Below are 24,138 nucleotides of genomic sequence, written 5' to 3' on the forward strand. Positions count from 1 at the left end.
GATATTGAACACAACGTTAGCACATAGTGAAGGGTTTCGAATTGTCAACGGCTATTTCGAAACCCAAGGAAAGGTCCCCTTTAGCTTTCAGACCAAGGCCTGGGAAAAGTATAGCCAGGGATATAGCGGACTGGTTATTGCCCCTACGGGTTTCGGAAAAACCTTTTCCCTTTTTATGGCGGTACTGATGGACTTCCTCAATCATCCGGAACACTATCAAAGGGGTCTAAAGCTCCTCTGGATTACACCCCTACGCTCCCTGGCCAAAGATCTTGCCCGGGCCATGCAAACAGCAATAGACGAAATTGGACTCGACTGGATCGTACAGGTCCGTAATGGTGATACCGACCCCAAGATCAAAGCGCAGCAAACCCGCTCCATGCCCGACGTTCTGCTCGTTACTCCAGAAAGCCTGCACCTACTGCTTGCTCAAAAACAACGCGACAAATATTTTAAGAATCTGCGATGTGTGACGGTAGATGAGTGGCATGAACTTATGGGCAACAAACGGGGCGTGATGGTCGAGCTGGCACTTTCCTTCCTGAAATCGTATACGAAAAACCTGCGCGTCTGGGGTATCACAGCGACCATCGGTAACCTTGATGAAGCCATGGAAGTTTTACTTCCACAGGCCACCAAACGTATCCAGATCGTTGCTAAGGAGAAAAAGAAAATTGCTATCAAACCGATATTCCCCAGCACAGTGGAGCTCCTTCCTTGGGCAGGGCACCTCGGTGGAAACCTCGTCGATCAGGTCGTCCCGATTATCCTTGCTAGCAAAAGCACGATCCTCTTTACCAACACGCGTAGTCAAAGTGAAATGTGGTACCAATTGCTACTGGAGGCTCACCCCGATTTTGCCGGACAAATCGCCTTACACCACAGCTCCATTGACGCCCATATCCGCGAATGGATCGAAGACAATCTCAGCAGTGGCAAACTTAAAGCAGTTGTATCGACCTCTTCCTTGGACTTAGGAGTGGATTTCAAACCCGTTGATACAGTCATACAGGTTGGCTCGAGTAAAGGTGTAGCCCGGTTTATGCAACGCGCTGGAAGAAGCGGCCATAGCCCTTTCGAAACCTCTACGATTTATTTCGTCCCCACGCACTCCCTGGAGCTCATCGAAGTCGCCGCCCTTAAGGAGGCCGTAAAAACGCAGACGATCGAAAACAGGGATCCTATGGTTCAAACTTTCGATGTGCTTGTTCAATTCATGGTAACCATCGCCTTGGGCGGAGGATTTCGTTCGGAAGAACTGCATGCGATCGTCGCCAATACCCATGCCTTTCGCTACATGGATACGGAAGAATGGCAATGGTGCATGTATTTTATTACTGCAGGTGGAAAAATAGGCAAACGCTACGAAGAATTTCACAAGGTTATCCAAGATGAAGAAGGCAAATGGATCATCAAAAACCGTCGTCTTGCACTGCTCCACAGGCTCAATATCGGTGCTATTGTCGGTGATGCCATGATGCGCGTAAAGTTTCTCTCCGGTGGTTACATCGGCATGATCGAAGAATACTTTATCAGCAAACTTAAAAAAGGTGAACGCTTTATTCTTGCGGGGCGGATACTCGAACTTGTGATGGTCAAGGAAATGATCGTATTTGTAAGAAACTCATCGGGTAAAGCCATTACTCCAAGCTGGCTTGGTGGCAGACTTCCCTTATCGTCCAACTTGAGCCATTTCCTAAGAAAAAAATTGGCTGCGGCAACAGAAGCTCCTGCAAGTGAAAAAGAGCTTCATTTCCTGGCACCACTGATCGAAAAACAGGCCGAACTTTCGGCCGTGCCGAGCGAAGCGGAATTTCTCGTCGAACATATCAAAACCAGGGAAGGCCATCATTTGTTTTTCTACCCCTTGGAAGGCAGATTGATCCATGAGGTCATGGCAGCACTTATCGCCTACCGCATCAGCAAGTTGTATCCCATCAGCTTTTCCATGGCCATGAATGACTATGGCTTCGAACTCTATTCCGACAAAGAGATCCAGCTCAGCCAAACGCAGCTCGAACAGCTCTTGAGCCGGACTAATTTGATGGATGATGTGATCAGCAGTATAAACGCTGCAGAGATGGCCAGCCGCAAATTTAGGGATATCGCCGTCATTTCGGGACTGGTTGTCCAGAACTACCCAGGCACACAGCAAAACAACAAATCATTGCAGGCCTCCTCAGGGATTATTTTCCGTGTACTGATGGAACACGACCCCACCAACCTTTTGCTCAAACAAGCTTTTTCCGAAGTGTTCAACCAGCAACTGGAAGAACATCGATTAATAAAAGCATTTGAAAGGATCAATCATAGCAAAATACGCTATACCTTTGTTGAAGAGTATACGCCATTGAGCTTTCCGATAAAGGTGGATAGCCTCCGGCAATCCCTGTCGAGCGAAGCCTTGATTGAACGGATTCAACGCATGGAAAAGACCAATGCTCAAAAAAAGAAGCGCAGAAAATGAAAATCGGAGAACAAACAATTACCTTCAATAAACAGGAATTAACCCTTAACACACAGCGATCTATATACTGGAAAGACCAAAAAACATTGATCTTGTCCGACCTGCATCTGGGTAAAGCAGCGCATTTCAGGAAGCATGGCATTGCCATCCCCATGGATATAGCCATAACCGACCTCAATCGACTAGAATCCCTCATAGCATACTATCAAGCCAAACAAGTCATCGTTGTTGGCGATCTTATTCACGCAGGCATCAATCAGGAAGTACTTTTGTTGGAATCATTCAGACAACGACACCCGGAGCTCCAGCTTCACCTTGTGAAGGGCAATCACGACCGCTTATCACAACAAATGACCACCCGTTTCGGTATAGTGCATCACAAGGAAATTTTTGAAACGCAACAGATTCAATTTAAACACCATCCCGCTGATGCTGCAGATTCATCTTCTTTTCGGATTAGTGGGCATATCCATCCAGGTATCAGCCTGGTTATTCCACCGAAACGACAGGTTCGCCTACCTTGTTTTCTCGTATCTGATCATCAGATTATCCTTCCCGCTTTTAGTACTTTTACGGGATTGGACAGTAAAGACCTGTCTTCCCTATATCAAAGCTATGCTATTTCGGACGATCACATCTTCCCGATCAGAAAAAACTAATCCAAGGCCCAGCTTATATTACATCTTGAGCTCTCCAGGTGAGATACCGTAATACTTTTTAAAAGCACTGCTAAAATTATTTTGGTGGCCATAACCTGTCAACAGTGCCACCTCATAGACCGTCATTTTATCTTCGAGCAGATAACTTTTGGCTTTTTCCATACGCACCCGTGTGAGATAGTCGTGAATGGTCACTGAAAAATATTCCTTAAAGTCCTTACGCAGTTTACTTTCACTTGTCAGCACCTCTGCTGCAAGTTCTTTTTGCGTCGGCGGATTGGCAATACGCTGTTCAAGAATCTGCCTTGCCATCTCCAGTCGCTGCACATCCTCCTCATGAAAGAGCGAATCACTGCTTTCCGTTTTCTCATTGTATTGCTCAAACTGATACATCAATAGTTCAACAACACGTGACTCCGTATGTAATCGACGGATCTCCCCTTTCTTTTTGGATTCAATCAGCTCAGTTATGGTATGCTGCATCTCGTAGGTTGCCATCAGATCCTCCTCCGAAAACGACACATACTCTCCCTTTTCGATCTCATGCACAAATTGCTGATGCAATAACGAATCGCGTTTGATCAGATTGAGGTAATACTCTTTGGAAATAACAGCTATAAAATACGTGTATTCAATACCGGGTTCCACTTCATGAATGGATTTGACAGAAGGAATGTAGCGTATATTATGCCGGCTCATACCATACGGCAATTTGCTATCTGTCGGCTTAAAGAAAATAAACTGGCTGGTTATGGTCTCGCCCTCGATCTCCGTAAGCACCTGCACTGGCCGATCAAACTGCATTTTCGAATGCAGGATAAACAATCCTGAAGTCGATAGCTGAAAATTCTCCATATGGACAGGATCTTTGGATATGGATATCCTATTTTCCACCAAAGGTTTGTCGGGAACATAGCCATCCGGAATTTCTTCTTCAAAAAGCCAATCTGCCAACTCTACTATTTTACTTTTCACCAACATGATTACAAATCCTAAATAAGCCTGAAGCAGTTAAAATTAACGAAATAAGATGGTATTCTAAAATTATTTATAATCTTTCTAAATAACACGGTTAATCCAAGTCAATATCCATTTCCTCCAACTGAACATAGGGTTTCAATGTTCTTGGATTCATAATGACATTGGACTCGACCGAAAAGATGGTATAGATCTCCTTTTGGGCCAATACCTCCACCGGGGTACCATGAAAGAGCTTTCGGCCATTTTTGAGCATCAGAATACGATCGGCATACATGGCGGCAAAATTGACGTCGTGCACAATCAGCACCACCATAAATCCTTTTCGGGCAAGTGCTCGTGCAATGGCCAGTACTTTCTGCTGATAGTGCAGATCCAATGCCGAAATCGGTTCATCCAATAACAACAAGGCATCCGGATTATCCCATATCTGCGCTAAGATCCGTGCAAGATGAACACGCTGCTGTTCACCGCCAGAAAGACTCAAAAAATCCCGTTCAGCAAAAGCAGATACCCCACAAAGTTCCATGGTTTCGGCCACGATCTTATAGTCCTGTTGCTTCGGACTATTCTTATAATGCGGATACCGTCCCATCAGCACAATCTCTTCTACATTAAAACTCAATGTCATCTGCTGCTGTTGACTCAGTAAAGCCCTGCATTTGGCCAAAGCCGCGGGCTCGTATGCCGACAGTGCCTTGCCATTGAGATGAACAGCTCCCGAATCCGGCTTCTTTTCACCACAAAGCACCCCCATCAGCGTCGATTTACCAGCGCCATTGGCGCCTAGGATTGCCAGAATTTCTCCTTTGCGCACCTGAAAGGTAATATCCTTCAGGAGCTTTCGTCCGTTCACTTCGTAGTTGATCTTCTCTACACGTAGCATAATGCGATTATTTTTTAAGCCTCTGCCAAAAGACTATTTATCTTTTATTAAAATATACAAGAATACCGGTGTACCCAATAAAGCTGTAATCACGCCGATGGGCAATTCGATGGGTGCCACGGCGACCCGGGCAATCACGTCTGCCAATGTCAACACCAGTGCCCCTAATAGTAATGAACCAGGAAGCACAAATCGGTGATCTGCCCCACCCATCAGGCGAACTGTATGTGGAACAATCAATCCCACAAAACCAATAATACCCGACACCGCAACGGATGCTCCCACAGCAAGCGTGGATAAGACAACCACCCAGCGTTTGACGCGATCGGTACGCATACCCAAAAGGTCCGCCTGCAACTCCCCGAGTGAAAAAGCGTTCAATGACTTTCCAAAAAAAGGCAAGATCAGCACCGGGATCAAAATAAAGGGAGCCAAAGCCCTTAGGTTATCCCAAGTAGCCCCGCCAAGACTGCCCAACATCCAAAATGTGATGGTACGCAACTGTTGCTCCGTCGACATATAAGTCATCAAACCCGTCAGCGCACCAGCAAAGGCATTGATGGCAATACCCGCCAACAACATCGTCGTCACATTTGGACGGCCATTTTTACTGGCGATACGGTAAACCAAAAAAGCGGTTAAACCAGCGCCCACAAAAGCACCAAAAGCCAATATATAATATCCAATCCAGGCCGCTAAAGAGGTGAAAAGAAAAGTCTCAAAGGCAATAATCAGTACCGCAAAAAGGGAAGCTCCAGAAGAAATCCCGATCAATCCGGGCTCCGCCAATGGGTTTCGGAAGATACCCTGGATCGCAGCACCCGATATCCCAAGTGCTGCACCCACCAAAAGTCCGAGCAAAAGACGCGGCATACGAATCTCAAAAAGAACATCTCCTTGCATATTGTGCACAGCGTCGGCACTCCCCAAGTGCAATTTTTGTGTCAACATCGTTAAGATATCAGCGGACGGAATATGGTAGGCCCCCATCCCCAAGGCAACAATACTTACAACACCCAATACCAGGCCCAAAGCTAATAGGATAAATTTCTGTTTCTTTTGCACCGGCTTTATTTTGAATCCATCACTTTTCCAAATCCACGGTGCAATTCTAAGATTGCGTCTGGCAGCCGGTTACTGAAATTTACCAGTAGTGAGGCATTCATCACCAAGATACGGTCGTTTTTACCCGCATTCGTAATACGCATACCCGGCAGTTTGAGGATAGCATCCTCTCCGCCAAGGCTACTCGCGCCAAAATCAAATAGCAACACAATATCTGGATTGGCCTGCACCAGCGCTTCCGTCGTATAGGGTTTGAAATCCGAAAATTCCTGAACCGCATTTTTACCACCAGCCAGATTAATCATCGCATCCAAGCTACTGCCCTTACCTGCCACACTCATGGTACCCGTACCACGCGCATATAAAAACAATACTTTGGGCGCCGCTTTACCCTGATTTTCCTTCTTTACTAATTCCATGGTATGATCCAAGCTTACTTTCGTGCGGGAAACCAGATTTTTACCGGCAGCAGATTCACCGACGGCATCTGCGACCTCCTGGATGTAACGAAGTGCACCCGGAACAGAATAATTTGGTTTAATGGAGACAAACTTCACACCAGCCGCACGAATCTGCTGAATGACCGATTTGGATACGTCGCCTTCATTCGCAATAACAATGCTTGGTTTAAAAGATAACAGACCTTCGGCCGATACCGACCGATTTTTGCTTACCCTCGGCAAGGCTGCAGCCGCTTTGGGTGATATACTTGTCACATCGGTAGCGACCATGCGCTCGCCTACTCCCAGTCCGTAGATCGTTTCGGTCAACGAACTGTTTAAGGTAATGATTCTCTGCTGTGCCGTCGCCCATCCGCCGATTTGCATCACAAAACACAGTATAACAACATAAAATCTACTCATCGTAATTCTTTATCTCCATGATGGCGATAGCAGATTTCCAGGAATGGTTTTCGCATCTCGCCGTTCAACTTGAGTACAAAACAAATCAATAATCAGTCTAAATACAAATTATATCGAATCTTTTAGAATAGCACTCCACAACGTAAAATAAACTATAAAGCACTACTAAACAACAATATACCCCATAAAACAAACTACTTTTCAGTCCACAAAAAACGGATTAAATAGAATTTATGACATTTTGCATAGAGAAAAATTCAGACGGATTACCGTTTTTTGTAACATTATTTAGAATTAGTAAAAATAAAAATAGTGTTTAGAAGCATCTCATCTATTCGAACAAGCACCCTGATCGCCTTATGCGCCTGCCAGGTTTATACCCTGCAAGCCCAGGAAAAATGGAAAATCTCCGGTGTATTGAAAAACGAATCCAATAAAGGCGTAGCCAATGCGACCGTATATCTTTATCCGGACAAATATGCTTTTAAAACAGATACTGCGGGAAGATTTCAATTCAGTCAGCTCTATGCGGGGCGCTACGAATTACTGGTACAGGCCATGGGTTATCAGCAGTACGGCCAAGTTATCGATTTGGAAGACAAAAATCAGCAGCTGAACATTGTGTTAAAAGCTGAAGAACGGCAGATGGATGTAGTTGATGTACAGGGTAAAGCGCAGGCTGTAGACAATCTCGTTAAGGCCGAAAATGCAGCCATGCCCGTAAAAGTCATCACCAAACGTGAAATTGAGCTTATGGGCAGCCGCCGTCTGGATGAAGTTTTAAAAGAACAGACGGGTATCGCCATCGTTAACGATATTGCCGGGGGCTCCAGAGCCGTCGGTGTACAGATCCAGGGATTCAGCAGCAACTACGTGATGGTCCTTGTAGACGGGCAACCTATGCTGGGACGCAACAGTGGCAACTTTGACCTGTCCCGTATCTCGGTGACCAACATCGAACGTATCGAAATCATCAAGGGCGCATCCTCCTGCTTATACGGCAGTGACGCATTGGGTGGTGCGATCAATATCATTACACGCCATGGTGCAATCACACCACAGGCACAGGCATCGCTTCTTTACGGCAGTCTCAATACCGTTGATGCAACGCTGGAAGCAGAAACACCTTTTGCTAATCAACGCGGGAGCGCCGTCTTTTCGGGCAATTACTACCGCACGGATGGTTTTAATACCGACAAGCAGTATCTGGACCCCAAGAGTACCACTTTTCCTCCCTATACGAACTATAGTTTCCAGGGGCGGGTACGTTATCGTACAAGCAAAAATGGGACTTTGGGCGTTACAGGGCGTTATGCAGCCCGAGAATCTGAAATGATCAATGCATGGTCCGAATCGGCCACACTACAGGATAAACAAAAAGATCAGGACATCAACCTTTCGGCAAGTTACGACCATAATTTCGAGTCGGGACTGCGCAGTATGACGCGTTACTATTTCTCGCGTTTCCACTCCCAGATCGCCGCACAATGGTTGCAACAAGGTATTGTTGCCAGTGCCGAGCAATTCGGTCAGAATGTACACCGCATTGAACAGCAATTTGCGTATAGCCCCGCACAACAGGTCAAACTTACCGGTGGTATAGGCGGCAGTCTTGAACTGATGGACAACCAGGATCTGGATGCCAAACGCTCATTGAACAGCGCATTCGCCTATTTGCAGACCGAATGGAAACCTGTCGACCGCTTATTGACGACGCTGGGTCTACGCTACGATCAGACCAATGTCTACAACGGCCATCTGAGTCCAAGTTTAGGCCTGCAGTATCATCTCAGCCCTAAGCTTTTGATCAAAGGTGGTATCGGAGCCGGATTCAAGGCACCCGACTATAAGATGCGCTATCAGGTCTTTTTCAATCCAGCAGCCAACTATTTGGTCGTCGGTTCAGAACGCGTAGCCGATGTGATTGCAGCCATGGATCAAGCCGGAGAACTGAGTTATAAAAACAGCTATATGCTCAATTTGGTGGCGGGCAACCTCAAAGCCGAAACCAGCATTTCAAACAATATTGGACTTACCTGGAGTCCGTCCAATAGATTTCAGGCCGATTTCTCGGTCTTCTACCATCGGATCAACAATCAGATCAACACAGTTAGTGTGGGTAACGGGACCAAAGTAGCACAGATCTATAGCTACCGCAACCTGCCCAAAGCAATGAATAAAGGTTTTGAAGTTTCATTGACCTATCAGGCGACCAAAGATCTGCAATTGTCGATGGGCTATCAATATCTGATCGCCAAAGACCTGAGTGTATTGGATAGTATTGCCAAGGGAAGTTATCCCTATAACCAGATCAACGATCCCGCTACAGGCGAATATCGCCAGAGTAAAAAATCAGATTATTGGGGTATTGAAGACCGTTCGAGACACATGTTCAATGCAAAAGCCCAATACGAATATAAACCCTGGGGCGTCAATGTCAATGCGCGGGTCAATTTCAGAAGTGCCACACCTTTTCAGGAATATAACGGCAACCAGTTTATCGACAAATATGACATCTTTATCCCCTATCACACACTGGTGAATATGACTGTGGAAAAGAGTCTGATGAACCGCAGATTGACACTGCGTCTGATCGGTGACAATCTATTCAATTTTACAAGCCGTTATTTACTCGGGCAACCTGGACGCGTTATTATGGGCGGCGTGAGCTACCGTTGGATAAAAGAATAATAAGGACTAATGAACAAGAATTTAGCACACAAAGTACAAGATAAAAGATGAGAACGATTCGCATGATTATTGGAGAATGTAGCATCTGGCTTTCCTTTCACAAGATTGGCCGTTGTATTTTTTCAGCACTATTGTTATTGACAGTGGTATCCTGTGGGAAAGACAAAGACTATACGATCGGATTAGAAGATGGCAAAAGTACCTTGATCAAAGATCTTGCTGGCGATACCGATGCAGCCATGGGTGAAGGTACTGAAGGAAAAGAGCAAAGACCATTTTTTATGTTTCTTTTTCGTTTTAAAGACCAAAAGCAAATATGGGTTAAAACCAAAGCCGATTCTGCGCAGTGGCTTAAAACAAAAGATTGGGATATTGCCTTTACAGGTCCTTACAATTCGGAGATCTATGTGAACAATTCCCAGCATGAATACAATCCGGGATATGGCGGCCAGGCAAATAATACCGCTGTGGTTTTACTGCGACAAGCCTATCAGAGTGTAACTGTGGCCCCTTCGGATGAAGAGTTTAATAAAAGTGAAGTAAACAAAATTGGCTGGGCAGCAACAGATGGTTCGGATGGCTGGTTTCGCTATAGTTTGAGCACCCATATTATGCAGGCGCTTCCCAATCGTACCTATGCGATTCGCTTACCCGATGGCAAATATGCCAAGTTGCAACTGATCAATGCCTATAAGGGAAATCCAGCGGCGGTAACCAACCTCAATTGGCCTGCCCCATACTATACATTTAAATATTATGTACAGCAGGATGGCAGCAAATATTTAAATACAAACACATTATAATAAGGAAAAATTACACAATTAAATTAAAGATGAATAGATTATTTACAACAGCAGCACTACTATGTGCATTGAGTTTAGGTTTTACTTCTTGTAGCAAGGATGATGATAAGGTGGAGCAAGTCGAGCCGGAATACCAAGCTAAGGTTATGGTCAAAGACGGTGAAACTGTTGATTTAACAAAAGTTTCTAAAACCATCAATACACAAGGAACAATCAAGCGTACAGGCAATACCTATTCACTTCGTAACTTTAAACAATTTACAATCGGTGAAGATGGAAAAGCAACAACAACTGCTGCAGCAGATTATTATTTTGATTGCAAAGAAAATGATGCAACCAGTGATGCCGACAAAATGTTAAGTCTTTCAGGAACAGCAGCTGTAACTTTAAAAACAAATACCGAAAAGGGCTATACATTATCCTATATTGATAAAAGTTTTGATCAAGTCCAAGCTTCTGATCAATTAATCTCTATTGAGAATAACGCTAGTGAAATCTATAAAATGATTATTTCCCCAGCAATGCAAACGATTAGAACAGAATCGGGTTGGTGCAATTATAGTTTAGTCAATCATATAGTAACTGTAGTAGAAAATAGAACACTCGTAATATCAAAAGATAAAAAACCATTATTTAAAATACGAATGAATAGCATCTATTCAGATGGAAAACCAAATGCTGATGAAAAAGCAAGCAATATGGTTTTCTACTCTATCGATTATCAAGAATTTAAATAATATCAACATAGCAGCTGGTTAAAATTCCAGCTGCTTTTGTTAACCAAAAATCAAAAACCGAAAAAAATATATTAAATACCAATTTTCATACACACTTTATCAGCAAAAGATTTTATCTTTACTATTATTTAGAATCAATTTAAATAAAAATAACATACTAACAACCCTACTACATGTATAGAAAAGGGACAAGGTATCAACTAACACAAAAAAACTAGTAACAATGAAAATAAAGAAACGCAGCAACCTATTAAAATTCATACCGGTATTGGCATTTTTAATTGTGTTGGGGTCCTGTAGCAAAAGCGAGCCCACAGTAGTAGAGCCTGAACCAGATCCTGTTGCACCAGAAGCTATGTTCAACCGCTTGATTACTGTTAAGAATTTTGGCGAAGACTTACCTGCTGGAAGTGCACCAACCACGGCGCAATCACCAATATATTACAGCCTGGAACAGAACAAAGCTGTGACACCGGATTATAAACTAACCGCACGATGGGACATCTCTTGCTCAGAAATATACCGCAGTTTTATCAATTGCAACAATACAGCAAACGGATTTGGTAAAGGTGGTCCAGGGAAAGGCGGTATCCTAATTGTCAAGAAAAAGTTCGAAGATGTAATCGATATCCCTTCAGATGCTGAGTTCCGCAAAGGTGAAAAAGCATATGGCACGGATGATTCAGGAGCTTTTGGTGAAGGCTTGGGTTGGTATTTATATGATTTTGATGGCGTAATCAAAGGTGGTGGAGCGGAAAACAAAAAACACGTTTGCTATCCAATTGAAAGCAATACATTGATCGTCCGTACAGCCCAGGGAAACTATGCCAAGATCAAGATACAAAGTATCTATAAAGACCTCTTGGATCCAAAAGATTGGTTTAAAGATTCACCAACACCCTACTTTTCTTTCCAATATGTACTTGCCAAAGCTGGCAGTACCAAATTTGTGATTGCTAACTAAATAATATAAGCTAAGCATTCTGATTTAGACACTAAACTAACATGAAAAGAATATACAGCATTTTAAGCTTCCTTTTTTTAGGATTGCTGCTAACCCGCTGCACCAAAACGGAAGAATTAGCCTTACTTCCCACAGATAAGATACTCGAATATAAGGTCACCAACCTCCCTAATGATGAGGTTATCTATGGCGCTATAGACAATGAAAAAAATGTCATTACGGTATATCTCCCTTATTATTATGGGTTGCTCGTCATCGACCCGACTATTAAAGTCGCGAATGGTGCTAGTTTAACAAAAGAAATTTTGCCTGTTAAAACAGATGAAAAGAGCCAGACGTATACCGTAAAATCTGCTACAGGTACCACAAGAACCTATAGCTTAAAAATTGAATTACAAAGTACGCCATCTTTTGAAGCGACTTTTGCATCGACATCTTCTATTTCGCTTACAAAAGGTCCTGGCGCTGGTTTCCCGGCGATTAATGGAACCTTTATGCATACCAATCCTTCATTGGTGAGTATTGCACTGATTAATCAGGAGACCAAACAAAGGTATCAAATGGCTACGCCGAATAGCCTGAAAGTATCGGGGATTGGATACCAATTAAGCTATACGGGTACCGAACGGGAAAACCGCATTCCATCCGATATTAAAGCAGGTACCTATGATGTAGAGGTAACCAACATCAACCATACCATTACATTAGCCAATCCGCTCAAAATTACATATCGTCAACCTGACGTAATTGTTAGCTTATTGGGTCTAAATCTCGCAAAAAATAAAGATTGGACCATAAAAGCTGGCCTAGATAAGGTTATTCTAGATCCTACGGCCGTTATCATGACACTCAATGGAAAAGATTATCCATTGACTATTAAATCTTATAACCGTACCGAAATGACAGTTTCATTACCAGCGACTCTTCCAATCGGAACCTTTGATAATTTGCAGATCAAATTCCAATTTAAAGACTGGGCCGATGTTGTAAAGACACAGTTGTCTCCAAGTACAATAACGGAATCATAAACAAGCATCCACAGTATGCCATGGTGGCATCAAAATTAAATAAATTAAAACAAGAGGAGATCTCAACATGAACTCAAACATCAAAACTATCTTAAAATCAGCGATGGCCGTGACTGTGCTATCGGCAGCAGTATGGGCAGCAGCCCCAACAACAGAATCAGCAACAGCTCCTTTAGCGCTGAACCAAGCTAAAGCAAATAGTAACTACACTGTTGTAGGTCAATGGTGGAGCCCAGCAGCTGCAGCAACTTGGCCTGCAGTATATGTCGACCTTGCTACAGGTGCACAAAGCTTGAGTAGCTCTGGTCAAGTTGCATTCTTTAGCCATGTAAATGGTTCGATCAAGGCTAATGGATCTTATTCGATCAGAACGGTAGCAAAAGACATCGCTTCCGTTACAGCATCAGATTGGGCAACAGCGACTTCAGTATCATCACAGGGTAGTGGCGAATGGTATGAATATGATTTAGATAGCCATGCAAACCAAGCAATCCAACCTTTGACAGTGTTGGTCGGAAATTCTTCCGGAGCTTCGTATGCTGTTAAGTTAATTAATTTTACAAATGTTGGCCAACAAGTAGTGGCAGGTCAATTACAAGTAAAAGCAGATACCAATATCGAAGTTAAGGCATTATAGTCCTTCCTATTTAATGAATGAAAGATTCCGCAACCTGGTGGATGGGTTGCGGATCTTTTTAGCCTAATCAACATCCGCATAACGATTTTTTTAACCAAAAAAATTATGCAACACTCATTTTTGAAAAAACAAATACATATCCTTCAATTTCTAGCGATTTTTATGCTAGCACTAACATGCTGGTCCTGTAAAACGGAATACCCCAGCCTGCCCTACAATGACATTGAATCTTTTAGCATTCAGGATGCTGATGGCAAAATCTTGTCAGCCAGCATTGTGAATGACCAGATTATCTTATATTGGCCTCCATTGGTGGAGCAGCCCGAAAACATTACACCTACGATTAAAGTTTCGGAATTAGCGACTATTACGCCTGCATCGGGTACACCGATAAAACTCCAATCCGAAAAACCCATCACCTATACTGTTCGGGCACAGGACGGATCCAGCAAAAACTATACATTGACCTTCCAATACAATCAGCCCATAGTACAAGCTACATTTAACAGTTTATCGTCTGGTCAATACTATATCACTGATCCGAATACTTTCACTTTTATTGGAGAAAACATTATACCCAACGAGACACAAACTAAAGGCTATTTAATAGATAAAGATGGAAAAGAAACATTACTTTCGTTTAGCAAAAATATAGTACCCACTAATTTTGCTGTCACTTTTACGGCTCCAGATGACTTCAAAGCAGGTACTGGCTATAAGGTCAAATTGGTGTCAGGCCGTTATTCCATCGTAAGCGATTCATTTGAGGCTGTCTTACCTAGCATCCTCAATCTATTAATAAAGAGTAATCTCTTATATAGCGTTAAAAAAGGAGAAAACTTTGTGGCTCCTTTGCAAAGTAAAGTCCTTTACGAGCGTTATTTTAAAAGCGATTTTGACCATTTCATCGCGGTGGACAATCTGAATAAAGAATATACTATAAACAATGCGGTATTTGATGTGAACGCAATGACGGTTACCATCCCTATACCGTCCAATGTAGCGGGTAGTGGAATCAACAAGCTAAAAATGGTAGACAAATCAGGAAAAGTATTATTAGAGGATACTTATTATATCACGCTAAACTAATACGCTTTACCAACTCATTTTAATCGTGTTTGTCACTAATCAAACAAAACAGTTTATCGTGATCGCATTAGTAGCTATCATTGTATACAGCTGCAGCAAAAGTAAGTCTACGCCAGAAGAGCCGACGATTGTCCCTCAACCTGAAGAAACCTTACGTCAACAATATAGTAAATCGGTAACGCAATGGCCAGCTGCCACTTGGTACAACAATATCAAGATACGTGAACTGGCCGCTTTACCCGAAAACCCATCGAAAGATAAGGCCGAGCTAATAGCACTTGGCAAAGCCTTATTTTTCGACCCCCGCACCGGTAATGGCATGAAGACTTGCGCTTCATGTCATAATCCGGACACCTACTGGATCGACCAAAAAACAACGGCAGATGGTATCGCACTGCATCACCGCAATACACCTTCCATGGAAAATGTCTGGTACCTGGAAGGCAAACTCTTCCACGACGGCCGCGCAATGACTTATCGAGAGCAGATTGCCGAAGCCATCAACTCCCCCATCGAAATGGGCGGAAATACGACTGCTTTACCCGCTAAGCTGCAAGCTATACCAGGCTACCTCAGTTTATATGAGGCGGCTTATTCGAGCCAGACGAAGAGCGCCGAAGGATTGCTAGATGCCATAGCAGCGTATTCAAGATCAATTAGCAGTGGTGAAACCGCCTTTGACCGTTTTATCAAAGGAGATTACCAGGCATTAAACGATGCACAGCTCGAAGGTCTCCATCTGTTTCGCACAAAAGGGAAATGCATCAACTGCCATAATGGTGCCTTCTTTACAGATCTCGATTTTCATAATCTGGGTTATGCTGTTACCAGCAAAGGTGCCTTGGACAATGGTCGCTTTGAGGCAACAGGACTGGAAACAGACAAAGGTAAATTTCGCACGCCGGGTCTGCGCAATGTGATCCATACTGCACCCTACCTGCACAATGGTAGTATTTCGAGCTTAAGTGAACTGATCAACTTGCTGAGTCAGGGCATGCCCCAAAAGACAGGACAACAGATCAATGGCACCTTATCGCCGCATATTCAAAATGTCCGATTAAGCAGTAAAGAACAGGAAAATATCTTGGCTTTTTTGGAGAGTTTATCCAGTGTACCAAACAAAACAGAACGACCTGTATTACCCTAAAATAAAAAATCCCAAAGGGAATACCTTTGGGACATTTTGAGTACTCCACAGTAGCGGAGGCATCAAAAATTAAATAAATTGGCACAAAATTAGGCTTTTATATCAAATAAAAAAGTAAAAAAGTATTAAATTTCAGATAATTATCCATTTTGTAGCGAATCAACTACAAGGATAAGGAACAAAATGCGCATCAAATAATGAGTCGAATCCGCCAAATAGTTGGTCTATTAGTTACAATAACTGCTATAACAGCTTGTCAGAACGGCAGTAAAACAACAACTCTGCCCGATGAATTTATTAGTCCAAAAACAGGAACAAAAAAAGAATTGACTCTCGACTCAATCTACCTGTATGCCAAACAGCTATACCGCTGGCAGGAATCTCTCCCTTCATATACTACTTTTGATCCGCGGACGAAATATGCACAGATAGACCCCGAACAAACGGCTTATGAGCGGGCACTTTTTGCCCTCAGCCAATACGCTTTGCACAAGAAAGATAGACCTTACGAATTGTCGACCATCCCCAATAAACCCAAATATTCATATTTGGAGCGTCGTCGTAACGACAGGAAAAGTAGTGGTCACATGGCCAGCATAGAAACACCCTACAGGTATGCGACACACCTGTCCTACTGGTCTGTGGGAAACAAACGGATTGCTTATGTTTACATTCCCTCCTTTCCCCAGCTCCAGACAGTGAAGGCCGAACTGGATCAGCTTGCAGCCGAACTGGCTCAAAAGCAAGTTACTCATCTCATCCTAGATCTACGTCATAACGGTGGCGGTTATGTGGAGACCGCAGAATATTTAGCCAACCTCATTAGCCCAGCCAAACTGGATAAAAAAGTTATGTTCAGCGAGCAATTTCATCCGAATGTACAGCAAGGCAAGGCAAAACTACTCCTTCAACAACCTTATCTGGATGCAAATGGCAAAGTGGTCCAATACAAAGGACGCCCTGCCACCCTCGCCGATGTGGATTATAGTGAAAAAGCCAATACGCATTACTTTATCAAAAAGGGACATTTTAATTCACTACAGCAGCTGTCATGCATTGTATCTGAACGCACGGCTTCGGCAAGTGAATTACTGATCAGCAGCTTCAAACCTTATATTCCGATACGCCTCATCGGTCAGCAGACCTTTGGTAAACCCGTAGGTTTTTTTTCAGTCCACATTGGAGATTTCGATGTATACCTGGCTTCATTTCTCATCCGGAATGCCAATGGCTGGTGTGATTATTTTGATGGCATACCCGTCGACCTGGTCTTAGCTCCGGTAGAAACCTCCCGCCATCCCGGGGATCCAAAGGAAGCCTGGCTTGCAGCAGCATTAAAGGACATTACAAAAGACGAAAATCTCACAGCAATTTCATCGGTTACTTATTTTCCGTTGCCAGCAGACGAAAATTTGCTACTTAAAACAAACTTTAGGTTAAAGTAGTTAGGAGCAATCCGAGTTTAGATGTTAATATTAAAAATGTGATTATCAGTATGGAAAATCACATTCCGCATTACCGGCTCAAACCAAAAGGAGGACTTAATTTTTAAAATAAACAGAGTATAAAACTGACATTCCAGCAGATATGGAATGAGACTTAACTTCATTTAATCTAGTAAAACTTATATGGCCATCATTGTAATACAATTTATCTATTCCTTTGCCAATATTGTTATAGCTAGAAAAACCAGTAAAAACGCCAATCTTTAAAAAATTAGTGAGCCTATAATTAAGCCTAACTTCATTATCCCATTCCAAGATAGGTATATCATGCTCAAAACTTTTCGGATGAGCAAAATCACTTCTTAAATTCCAATTTGCATCCGCATTATATTGGCTCATTCTAGCTTGAAAGAGGACATTGAAGTCAAAAGAACCAGAAAATGGAAGAAAAAAAATTGCTCCGATACCAGCGCCTAAAATTCGGTTATTATAAGTACTAGATAATTTCTCCATTTTATCAATAAGGAAATAACTGTTTTTTTGTAGTTGCATAACAGCGTAAATATCTAGCTCTTTACGCTGCATGTGTACATTATGCCCTAGCTTTATATTAAAGGTCTCTCCATTTCCCATATCGCTATCATAGGTTTCATTACTAGTTATTCCTTTGCGATTATCTGCAGAGTAATCGATATCCGTAACTATTCCGGATCTAGTTTTTGCAAAACCATAAGTAATTTCAGCTGTAAATTTTCTTTTTAACTTAATCCCTAATTGCAAATCAGCGCCAACACGCATGTTATTTTTCCATAACAATTCTGACAAAATATTTGGCTTCTCACCTTGGGAATTGCCAGCAATATTCCACGAGAAATTTTCGCGAGAAACTTTAGGCCTTAATGAGTAATCTAAAACTACTTGTGAAAAAGAATCTTTCCAAGTTATATTCATTAGGAGAAAACAGAGTAATATTCTAACTATCATAACTTGGAAAGATGGACAATTTAAAGCTTAAAAAGATTTTCCTATTGTAGCAGTTCCTGTACTAGAAATCTGCTTTAAATATTGTTTACTAAATCCATATCGAGCGATGTCGGCATCCGCAATTGGATATAACTTTTCAATAAAATTTTGATAATCATTTGCATTAGCCTTAGTATACTGTCTCCAACGAACATAGTACTTATTAGTAGAAGTAACTTTTACGAGATCAATTCCCCAATCTTTTTGAGGGTAGATATTAGGTTTCCACTCATTCATTAATGCAGTCGTTCCACTGGAAAGCAATAACTCTTCCCATCTATCCCAAGCTAAATTTCTTTGTACATCATTAGTACTATATTCGTTTGTCAAGAAATCATATGGCACGAGGCCAATAAGCATCGGATCAAAATAATGGTTTTTCACATTTACATCTCCACATAACTCAAATTTGCTATAATATTGTTTGTTAATAGTATACTCTCCAAACGGAGCTTTAACAACTCTGACAGATGCCTCTCTATCACTTACTGCAACTAACCTAATTCCATCCGGGAAGTTCAACAGCAAAAAATATTTCCCATCAATCCAATTATTTTGGTATATAAAGTCTCCTACATTAAAATAATCTAAGCCTAGCTTTAATTTATTGATATTCTTCATAAAATATTCTTTTACCAACACGCCTTTATAACCTGGTACTAGCTCATATATTGGTATTAAACCATCCTGTGCTATATCAATTAAATGGGAGTTATCTAGGTCAACACTATTTTGCCAAGCCGTTAAATCTATTGTAGGAGTCGTAGTTCCCGGAGCTAAATTTACAGTACCAGCAATATTTATTGAAGGGTTTCCACCCACTGCAGAATAAGTTAAGGTTTGATTTTTATTTTCGGTCAATTCACTCTCATTAATATTTGTACCACCCCCGACGGACATTCCTAAGCCAAAAACTTTAAATACACCAGCTTTTACACCAATTTCTACTTTGTGCTTTTTGTCACTACTACTTATTTGGGATCTATAGGTCGCAGAAATTTTCCCCCCTAATGTAATATCACGCAATACATGTGTCCCATAATATTTAATAATATCTTGCGGGCTCATTGTCTCACAGTCACTCAAAAAATTGGCAGAGAGATAATTACTTTTTATTTCGTCAAGCCCCATAATAATAGCCAATTTCTTTGTAATTACTAACTTATCAACCGAAGCATAAGAATAAGTGGTTTCTGTAGAATCATAATCCGTAAATGTGCTTCTCAGCGTTGAGCTAAATAGTAAATATTTCGTATCTATATTTATTTTAGTTAATATATTCTTAATATATGTTCTTGAGTCTTCAGCCGAATTGACATTAAAATTTTGATAGCTTAATGTCCCTACTTCAATTCTATTCGCTTGTTCAGACCTGATTTTCTTTACATCAATTACCAATCCTTTTCCTTCCTGCTCATTAGCAAATCTACCTAAAGCATTATATCCATGCCCTAATAAATCAAGATCTTTATCCCCTGCAGACCGTTGGCTTGTTCCAATTACATCACTAGGAATGTCCTTTTTACAAGAACTAAAACATGATAGCATAAGCAATGCTACACCAAAAAATATCCTTTTCATTGTTTAAATAATTATATGTTAACTTGGTCAAATACACACTTATTTATAATTATTCCAATTAAAAATTAAATTAAAATAACATTAAATATCACACAAATTTAATAATACTAAAAGATACATATATATATCCTATTTTATTAAAAAAAATAGTTTATTAAAAATAAAAACTCTCTTATATTAATAACATCGAATATATAACAATAATATTTCCAATTTAAATTAAAAGCGTTTTTCATAGATGATAAAGCAGAAAACAGCATAAATTTGTGGAAATAAATACGAATCTTTGTATAGAATCGTTATAAATAAAAATAAGAACATGTTAAGTCAACATATCAAAGAGCAAACGCACGCAGCTCACCAAAACGTAGAAGGAACGATCGTGCGCCAATTGAAAAATATTCGTTCTGAAGCAGATTACGCAGAAGTATTGAAAGGCTTTTATGCTTATTTCCGCGCCGTAGAAGATAGCATCGCTCCTTTTGTAACCGCAGAAGTATTGCCCGATTTGGCCGAACGCCGCAACTCATCTTACATCAAAAGCGATATCGAAGCTTTGGGTGGTAACGTAGATAACTTGCCAGAAGCAAATGCTCCAGCTGTAGCAAATATACAAGAAGCACTTGCATCATTATATGTTTTGGAAGGTTCAATCATGGGTGGTCCGTATATCGTGCAGATGCTCAACAAATATGGCCTTACCAAAGGAACTTCTTTCTTCGAAGGTTATGGCGAAAATAGCCGTGAGATGTGGGCTGGATTTACAGCGGTATTAAACAAATATTCAGAAGATCCGGCGACTTATGATCGCGCAGTAGAAATTGCAAACCAAACTTTTTATAACTTTGGCGAAGTATTCACTCCTATTGCCAGTGCGAACTAAAATTGGAGTGTTCGTGTTTAATCCCATAAATGGAGCAAAAAGACAACAAATCTAAATGGCTTAAGCGTGCCGGAATTGGAGCATTTCTCTTCTTTCTGGCTAAAGGACTCGTATGGCTCGCTGTATTCTTTTTCGCAGCGAAGTCCTGCAGCATATCTATTTAACACAGAAAAAGAAGCATTCCTCTATCGCACAAAAAGTGCATCAGAGGAGTGCTTCTTTTTTAGCCCAGACTAGCTTGTGTTTTTTTTACCTCGAGCGCTAATGTCTTCGGGTTGTGTTCGTACTGTGTTCGGACCACCTTCGGAGCTCAACAATCTGGTGATCATTATTGACCAAATTCCGACCAGTTAATTCCTGTTCAGGGTCTGTACGATAGCTGTACAGCACCTGTACAATATCTGTATCGCATCCGAATAAGGTACGAAGCAGGTACGAAGCAAGTACGAATCTGCTCCATACCGCCTGCCCTCTTACCTTATACTTTTGTAACCACTGTCCGATAAAGCTCCATCCCCTCATGGCTGATAACCTGACAAGCTATTTCTTCGCTACTGATCGAGAAAGAGAAGAACCCGTATTGATCTTTCGCAAAACGACTATACGGCAGATCGGTTTTTACAGGCGTTACCTCTGATCCTGCTCCGGAGATAAACTGATGAAACTTCTTGCCTTCTACTTTTAAGTGCTGCAGCGAATGTTCATGTCCTGAAAGGTAGATATCTACTCCCCGTTTTTCAAAGATAGACTCCAAGACTTTTCGAACCGCCAGGGTGTCGTAATTCGTCGTACGCGGCCCCGCCGTATACAGGGGATGATGACCGACGACAATTTTCCAATGGGCATCCGAATTTTCCAGTAGCTGATCTAGCCAGGCCAGCTGTTTCTCGGGTTGCTGTCCCGCAACATGTGGCCCATACGCGCTGTTACTGTAAAATTCAGGAATCATCGGATTAGTATCGATAAAGGCCATCAGTACTTTTTTTCCATCCTTAAGTGCAATTGTCTTGCTGTAATAACGCGCAGGCATCTTCCAACGTCTGCTGATCGTACTATAACGTACCTGTGCATCGGGATCTGATTTATAATCGTGGTTTCCCAAAATGGGATACCAGTCCCATTGCAGCGAAAATGCGGTATAGATATTTTCAAACGAATAATGCCACAGGGGATCATGTTCACTGACCACTCCGGAAGGGTAAAAATTATCACCGGTAGAAATGATAAAGTCATTGGGATGCTGATCGGCCCATTGACCCATCTGCTCCGCTACAGCCAACTGATGGTCGGCACCATTGCGGCCCCAGTCGCCTACAGCCATAAAATTAAGATCATAGGCATCTCTGGGTTTCAAAAGCTGTTGTATATCTTCGCTTTCAAGTTGCGTAGGTTTTGTCAGACCGAAACTACTGAGCGTAATTCCGCCCAGGCCGGCTGTAATCGCCGTGCCCAGGGAATTTTTCATAAAAGTTCTACGTTTCATCAATAGATTTTAATAACCAGGATTCTGTTGCCAGTGGGTGTTTACGTTTAATACAGTTGTTGGTACAGGGAAAATACGACGGAACTTCTCGCTCATGCCGGCAGGATACAGCGATCGGAATCCCCAGTTATCTTCAAATTTTCCGTAACGGATCAGGTCATTTCTACGCCAGGACTCATCAGCAAACTCACGTGCCCGCTCATCCAACACATCCTGCAGACTTGGGGCAGCCGTGAGCACAGGTGCATTGACATAGGCTCGGATCTGATTAACCAAAGATTGTGCGGTCTGACCATTGGTCGCGGTAGCCCCACGGAGTATAGCCTCCGCTTTCATCAACAGGATATCGGCATAGCGAAATACAGGTACATCATTGCTCTGATTACGCTGATTGGCTGATGTAACGGCTACGTCCATATAAAACTTAATGGATCTGTACCCCATTGAGCGCCCCTTTTGGTCGTTACCCACATTCAGCGTGGCCGCACCATCCGAACGCAAAGTAATTTCTTTAGTGGTCTCCAGTTGCCAATCAAACTGCGCATCTGCATCCGCAGCATTATAATCCTGATCTATGCCGCGTTTGGAAGTTCTGATCAGAAAAGGACGAGTCTTATCTTCTGTATAATTTGACCAATAATATTGCTTACCACCGATGTATGAGGCATTCCTTTCGTCGCCTGCCAGATTAAATTTCTCCAAATAACTCGGTAATACACGAAAAGTCCCCCCAACACTTTGAGGCAATGTTGCAAACTGATTTTGGGCACTGCGATGTATCCAGAAGCGCGAATAAGTCATACCCTGCTGTTTTTCACGATCATAGGGTATGGCAAATATAAAATCCTTTATCTGATAACCATTATCGGGGCGAAACTTGGCCATAAACTTGTGGCTTGTCAGGTTAAACTGTCCTGAGGAAATAATCTGGTCGCACATCGCAACCACATCATTTAATTTTTCATTTTGTGCACTTGGATTGTAATTGGCCACATCCGCAGCCGTATAAACAGCCCAGTTGAGGTACAACTTAGCCAGTAACGCTTCGGCCATATATTTCGTTGCTTTTCCATAGGTTGCTATAGAAACTGTAGTAGGTAACAAATCCTTCACAGCAAGCAATTCGGCCTCAATAAAACGGCAAATTTCAGCACGGCTTGAACGTGCGGGGACAGCATCAACAGGCCCTGTGATTAACGGGGCACCGCCAAAATTATCCATCAGTATAAAATAATAATAAGCACGGATTGCGCGGGCAGGTGCCGTCAGCTTTTCTTTATCTTCCCCGAATAATGCAATGGCATTATTGGCTAAGGTGATTCCAGTGGAAGCATCGTTCCAGATACTTGGTAAGAGGCCGTTGTCTGCATTCCAATTGTGCAGATGGAATTCGCGGTATCGACCGCCATCAAACCAGTCTGTCCCCATGGAAACACTCACTGCCTCATCCGCCGAGAGTGTTTGGGCCATCCAATGATCGCGCCCCATTGCGCCACGATAAGCGGCATATACATCGGCAAGAATTGCCTCGGCTGCACGTTCCGAATCCGGAAATTCCGTCAGCTGTGATTTTATATCAACATCCAGATCGGTACAAGATCCCAGCGAAAAACTCAATGCTGATAAGGTTAATAAACGAATTATTAGTGTTGGTTTCATATAAATTATTTCTTGTTCTATAGGCCATGTGGCATGCTCCATTTATGTCA

Annotated in this window: 21 protein-coding genes; 12 read left to right on the plus strand and 9 right to left on the minus strand. The window is 42.2% G+C overall.

The genetic code is table 11. The annotated features are described in order from the left end of the window. Positions 1 to 4 precede the first annotated feature (4 nt). Positions 5 to 2,467, plus strand: coding sequence for a ligase-associated DNA damage response DEXH box helicase (locus HS960_RS09025; protein ID WP_182332216.1), 2,463 nt, complete (start codon positions 5 to 7; stop codon positions 2,465 to 2,467). Further along, entirely contained in the window at positions 2,464 to 3,126 is a 663-nt protein-coding gene (gene pdeM, locus HS960_RS09030) for a ligase-associated DNA damage response endonuclease PdeM (RefSeq protein WP_182332218.1), read from the plus strand. The genes HS960_RS09025 and pdeM overlap by 4 nt, the downstream gene beginning before the upstream one ends. An 18-nt stretch (positions 3,127 to 3,144) precedes the next feature. Here pdeM and HS960_RS09035 read toward each other — a convergent pair whose 3' ends face one another. The 4 genes from HS960_RS09035 to HS960_RS09050 form a co-directional block, all read right to left on the minus strand. Beyond that, positions 3,145 to 4,107: a helix-turn-helix transcriptional regulator gene (locus HS960_RS09035; protein ID WP_075992433.1), complete on the minus strand. Its 963-nt coding sequence runs from the start codon at positions 4,105 to 4,107 to the stop codon at positions 3,145 to 3,147. A gap of 91 nt (positions 4,108 to 4,198) precedes the next feature. Continuing rightward, positions 4,199 to 4,990, minus strand: a complete 792-nt coding sequence (locus HS960_RS09040) for a heme ABC transporter ATP-binding protein (RefSeq protein ID WP_120336043.1) — start codon at positions 4,988 to 4,990, stop codon at positions 4,199 to 4,201. Between the two features lie 33 nt (positions 4,991 to 5,023). Further along, entirely contained in the window at positions 5,024 to 6,055 is a 1,032-nt protein-coding gene (locus HS960_RS09045) for a FecCD family ABC transporter permease (RefSeq protein ID WP_228280256.1), read from the minus strand. Positions 6,056 to 6,060: 5 nt separating this feature from the next. Next, the gene (locus HS960_RS09050) at positions 6,061 to 6,918 is read right to left on the minus strand and encodes a heme/hemin ABC transporter substrate-binding protein (RefSeq protein WP_145330214.1); all 858 of its coding nucleotides are present in this window, start codon (positions 6,916 to 6,918) and stop codon (positions 6,061 to 6,063) included. A gap of 312 nt (positions 6,919 to 7,230) precedes the next feature. Here HS960_RS09050 and HS960_RS09055 point away from each other — a divergent pair, with 312 nt between their 5' ends. The 9 genes from HS960_RS09055 (at position 7,231) to HS960_RS09095 (ending at position 17,459) form a co-directional block, all read left to right on the plus strand. Further along, positions 7,231 to 9,609 carry a TonB-dependent receptor gene (locus tag HS960_RS09055; RefSeq protein WP_228280258.1) on the plus strand — a complete coding sequence of 793 codons (2,379 nt, stop codon included), beginning with the start codon at positions 7,231 to 7,233 and terminating at the stop codon, positions 9,607 to 9,609. 47 nt (positions 9,610 to 9,656) lie between these two features. After that, complete coding sequence (locus tag HS960_RS09060) at positions 9,657 to 10,412, plus strand: HmuY family protein (protein WP_228280260.1); 756 nt, start codon at positions 9,657 to 9,659, stop codon at positions 10,410 to 10,412. A gap of 29 nt (positions 10,413 to 10,441) precedes the next feature. Continuing rightward, complete coding sequence (locus HS960_RS09065) at positions 10,442 to 11,149, plus strand: hypothetical protein (RefSeq protein WP_182332220.1); 708 nt, start codon at positions 10,442 to 10,444, stop codon at positions 11,147 to 11,149. Between the two features lie 223 nt (positions 11,150 to 11,372). Then, positions 11,373 to 12,113, plus strand: coding sequence for an HmuY family protein (locus tag HS960_RS09070; RefSeq protein WP_182332222.1), 741 nt, complete (start codon positions 11,373 to 11,375; stop codon positions 12,111 to 12,113). Between the two features lie 41 nt (positions 12,114 to 12,154). Continuing rightward, complete coding sequence (locus tag HS960_RS09075) at positions 12,155 to 13,141, plus strand: hypothetical protein (protein WP_182332224.1); 987 nt, start codon at positions 12,155 to 12,157, stop codon at positions 13,139 to 13,141. A 67-nt stretch (positions 13,142 to 13,208) separates the two neighbouring features. Next, positions 13,209 to 13,778 (plus strand): hypothetical protein, encoded by a 570-nt coding sequence (locus HS960_RS09080; RefSeq protein WP_182332226.1) that lies wholly within the window; start codon positions 13,209 to 13,211, stop codon positions 13,776 to 13,778. A gap of 162 nt (positions 13,779 to 13,940) precedes the next feature. Beyond that, a complete protein-coding gene (locus HS960_RS09085; RefSeq protein WP_182332228.1) occupies positions 13,941 to 14,867 on the plus strand; it encodes a DUF5018 domain-containing protein in 927 nt (308 codons plus the stop codon). A 58-nt stretch (positions 14,868 to 14,925) separates the two neighbouring features. Next, positions 14,926 to 16,014, plus strand: a complete 1,089-nt coding sequence (locus tag HS960_RS09090; protein WP_228280263.1) for a cytochrome-c peroxidase — start codon at positions 14,926 to 14,928, stop codon at positions 16,012 to 16,014. Between the two features lie 197 nt (positions 16,015 to 16,211). Further along, positions 16,212 to 17,459 (plus strand): S41 family peptidase, encoded by a 1,248-nt coding sequence (locus HS960_RS09095; protein ID WP_182332230.1) that lies wholly within the window; start codon positions 16,212 to 16,214, stop codon positions 17,457 to 17,459. 96 nt (positions 17,460 to 17,555) lie between these two features. Here the strand turns inward: HS960_RS09095 and HS960_RS09100 are convergent, their stop codons facing one another. Beyond that, the gene (locus HS960_RS09100; protein ID WP_182332232.1) at positions 17,556 to 18,410 is read right to left on the minus strand and encodes a hypothetical protein; all 855 of its coding nucleotides are present in this window, start codon (positions 18,408 to 18,410) and stop codon (positions 17,556 to 17,558) included. Between the two features lie 60 nt (positions 18,411 to 18,470). After that, positions 18,471 to 20,063: an MAC/perforin domain-containing protein gene (locus tag HS960_RS09105; protein WP_182332234.1), complete on the minus strand. Its 1,593-nt coding sequence runs from the start codon at positions 20,061 to 20,063 to the stop codon at positions 18,471 to 18,473. A gap of 319 nt (positions 20,064 to 20,382) precedes the next feature. On the opposite strand from HS960_RS09105, the gene HS960_RS09110 reads away from it, so the two are divergent. Further along, on the plus strand, positions 20,383 to 20,946 hold the full coding sequence (locus HS960_RS09110; protein ID WP_153847562.1) for a biliverdin-producing heme oxygenase: 564 nt from the start codon (positions 20,383 to 20,385) through the stop codon (positions 20,944 to 20,946). Between the two features lie 261 nt (positions 20,947 to 21,207). Here the strand turns inward: HS960_RS09110 and HS960_RS09115 are convergent, their stop codons facing one another. Genes HS960_RS09115 through HS960_RS09125 form a run of 3 tightly spaced genes read right to left on the minus strand, consistent with a single transcriptional unit; the run spans position 21,208 to position 24,088 of the window. Then, complete coding sequence (locus tag HS960_RS09115; RefSeq protein WP_182332236.1) at positions 21,208 to 21,468, minus strand: hypothetical protein; 261 nt, start codon at positions 21,466 to 21,468, stop codon at positions 21,208 to 21,210. Beyond that, a complete protein-coding gene (locus HS960_RS09120) occupies positions 21,425 to 22,429 on the minus strand; it encodes a metallophosphoesterase (protein WP_182332238.1) in 1,005 nt (334 codons plus the stop codon). The genes HS960_RS09115 and HS960_RS09120 overlap by 44 nt, the downstream gene beginning before the upstream one ends. A gap of 9 nt (positions 22,430 to 22,438) precedes the next feature. Beyond that, entirely contained in the window at positions 22,439 to 24,088 is a 1,650-nt protein-coding gene (locus HS960_RS09125; protein ID WP_182332241.1) for a RagB/SusD family nutrient uptake outer membrane protein, read from the minus strand. Positions 24,089 to 24,138 lie beyond the last annotated feature (50 nt).

The organism is Sphingobacterium paramultivorum (assembly GCF_014109745.1).
GTDB classification, from domain to species: domain Bacteria; phylum Bacteroidota; class Bacteroidia; order Sphingobacteriales; family Sphingobacteriaceae; genus Sphingobacterium; species Sphingobacterium paramultivorum.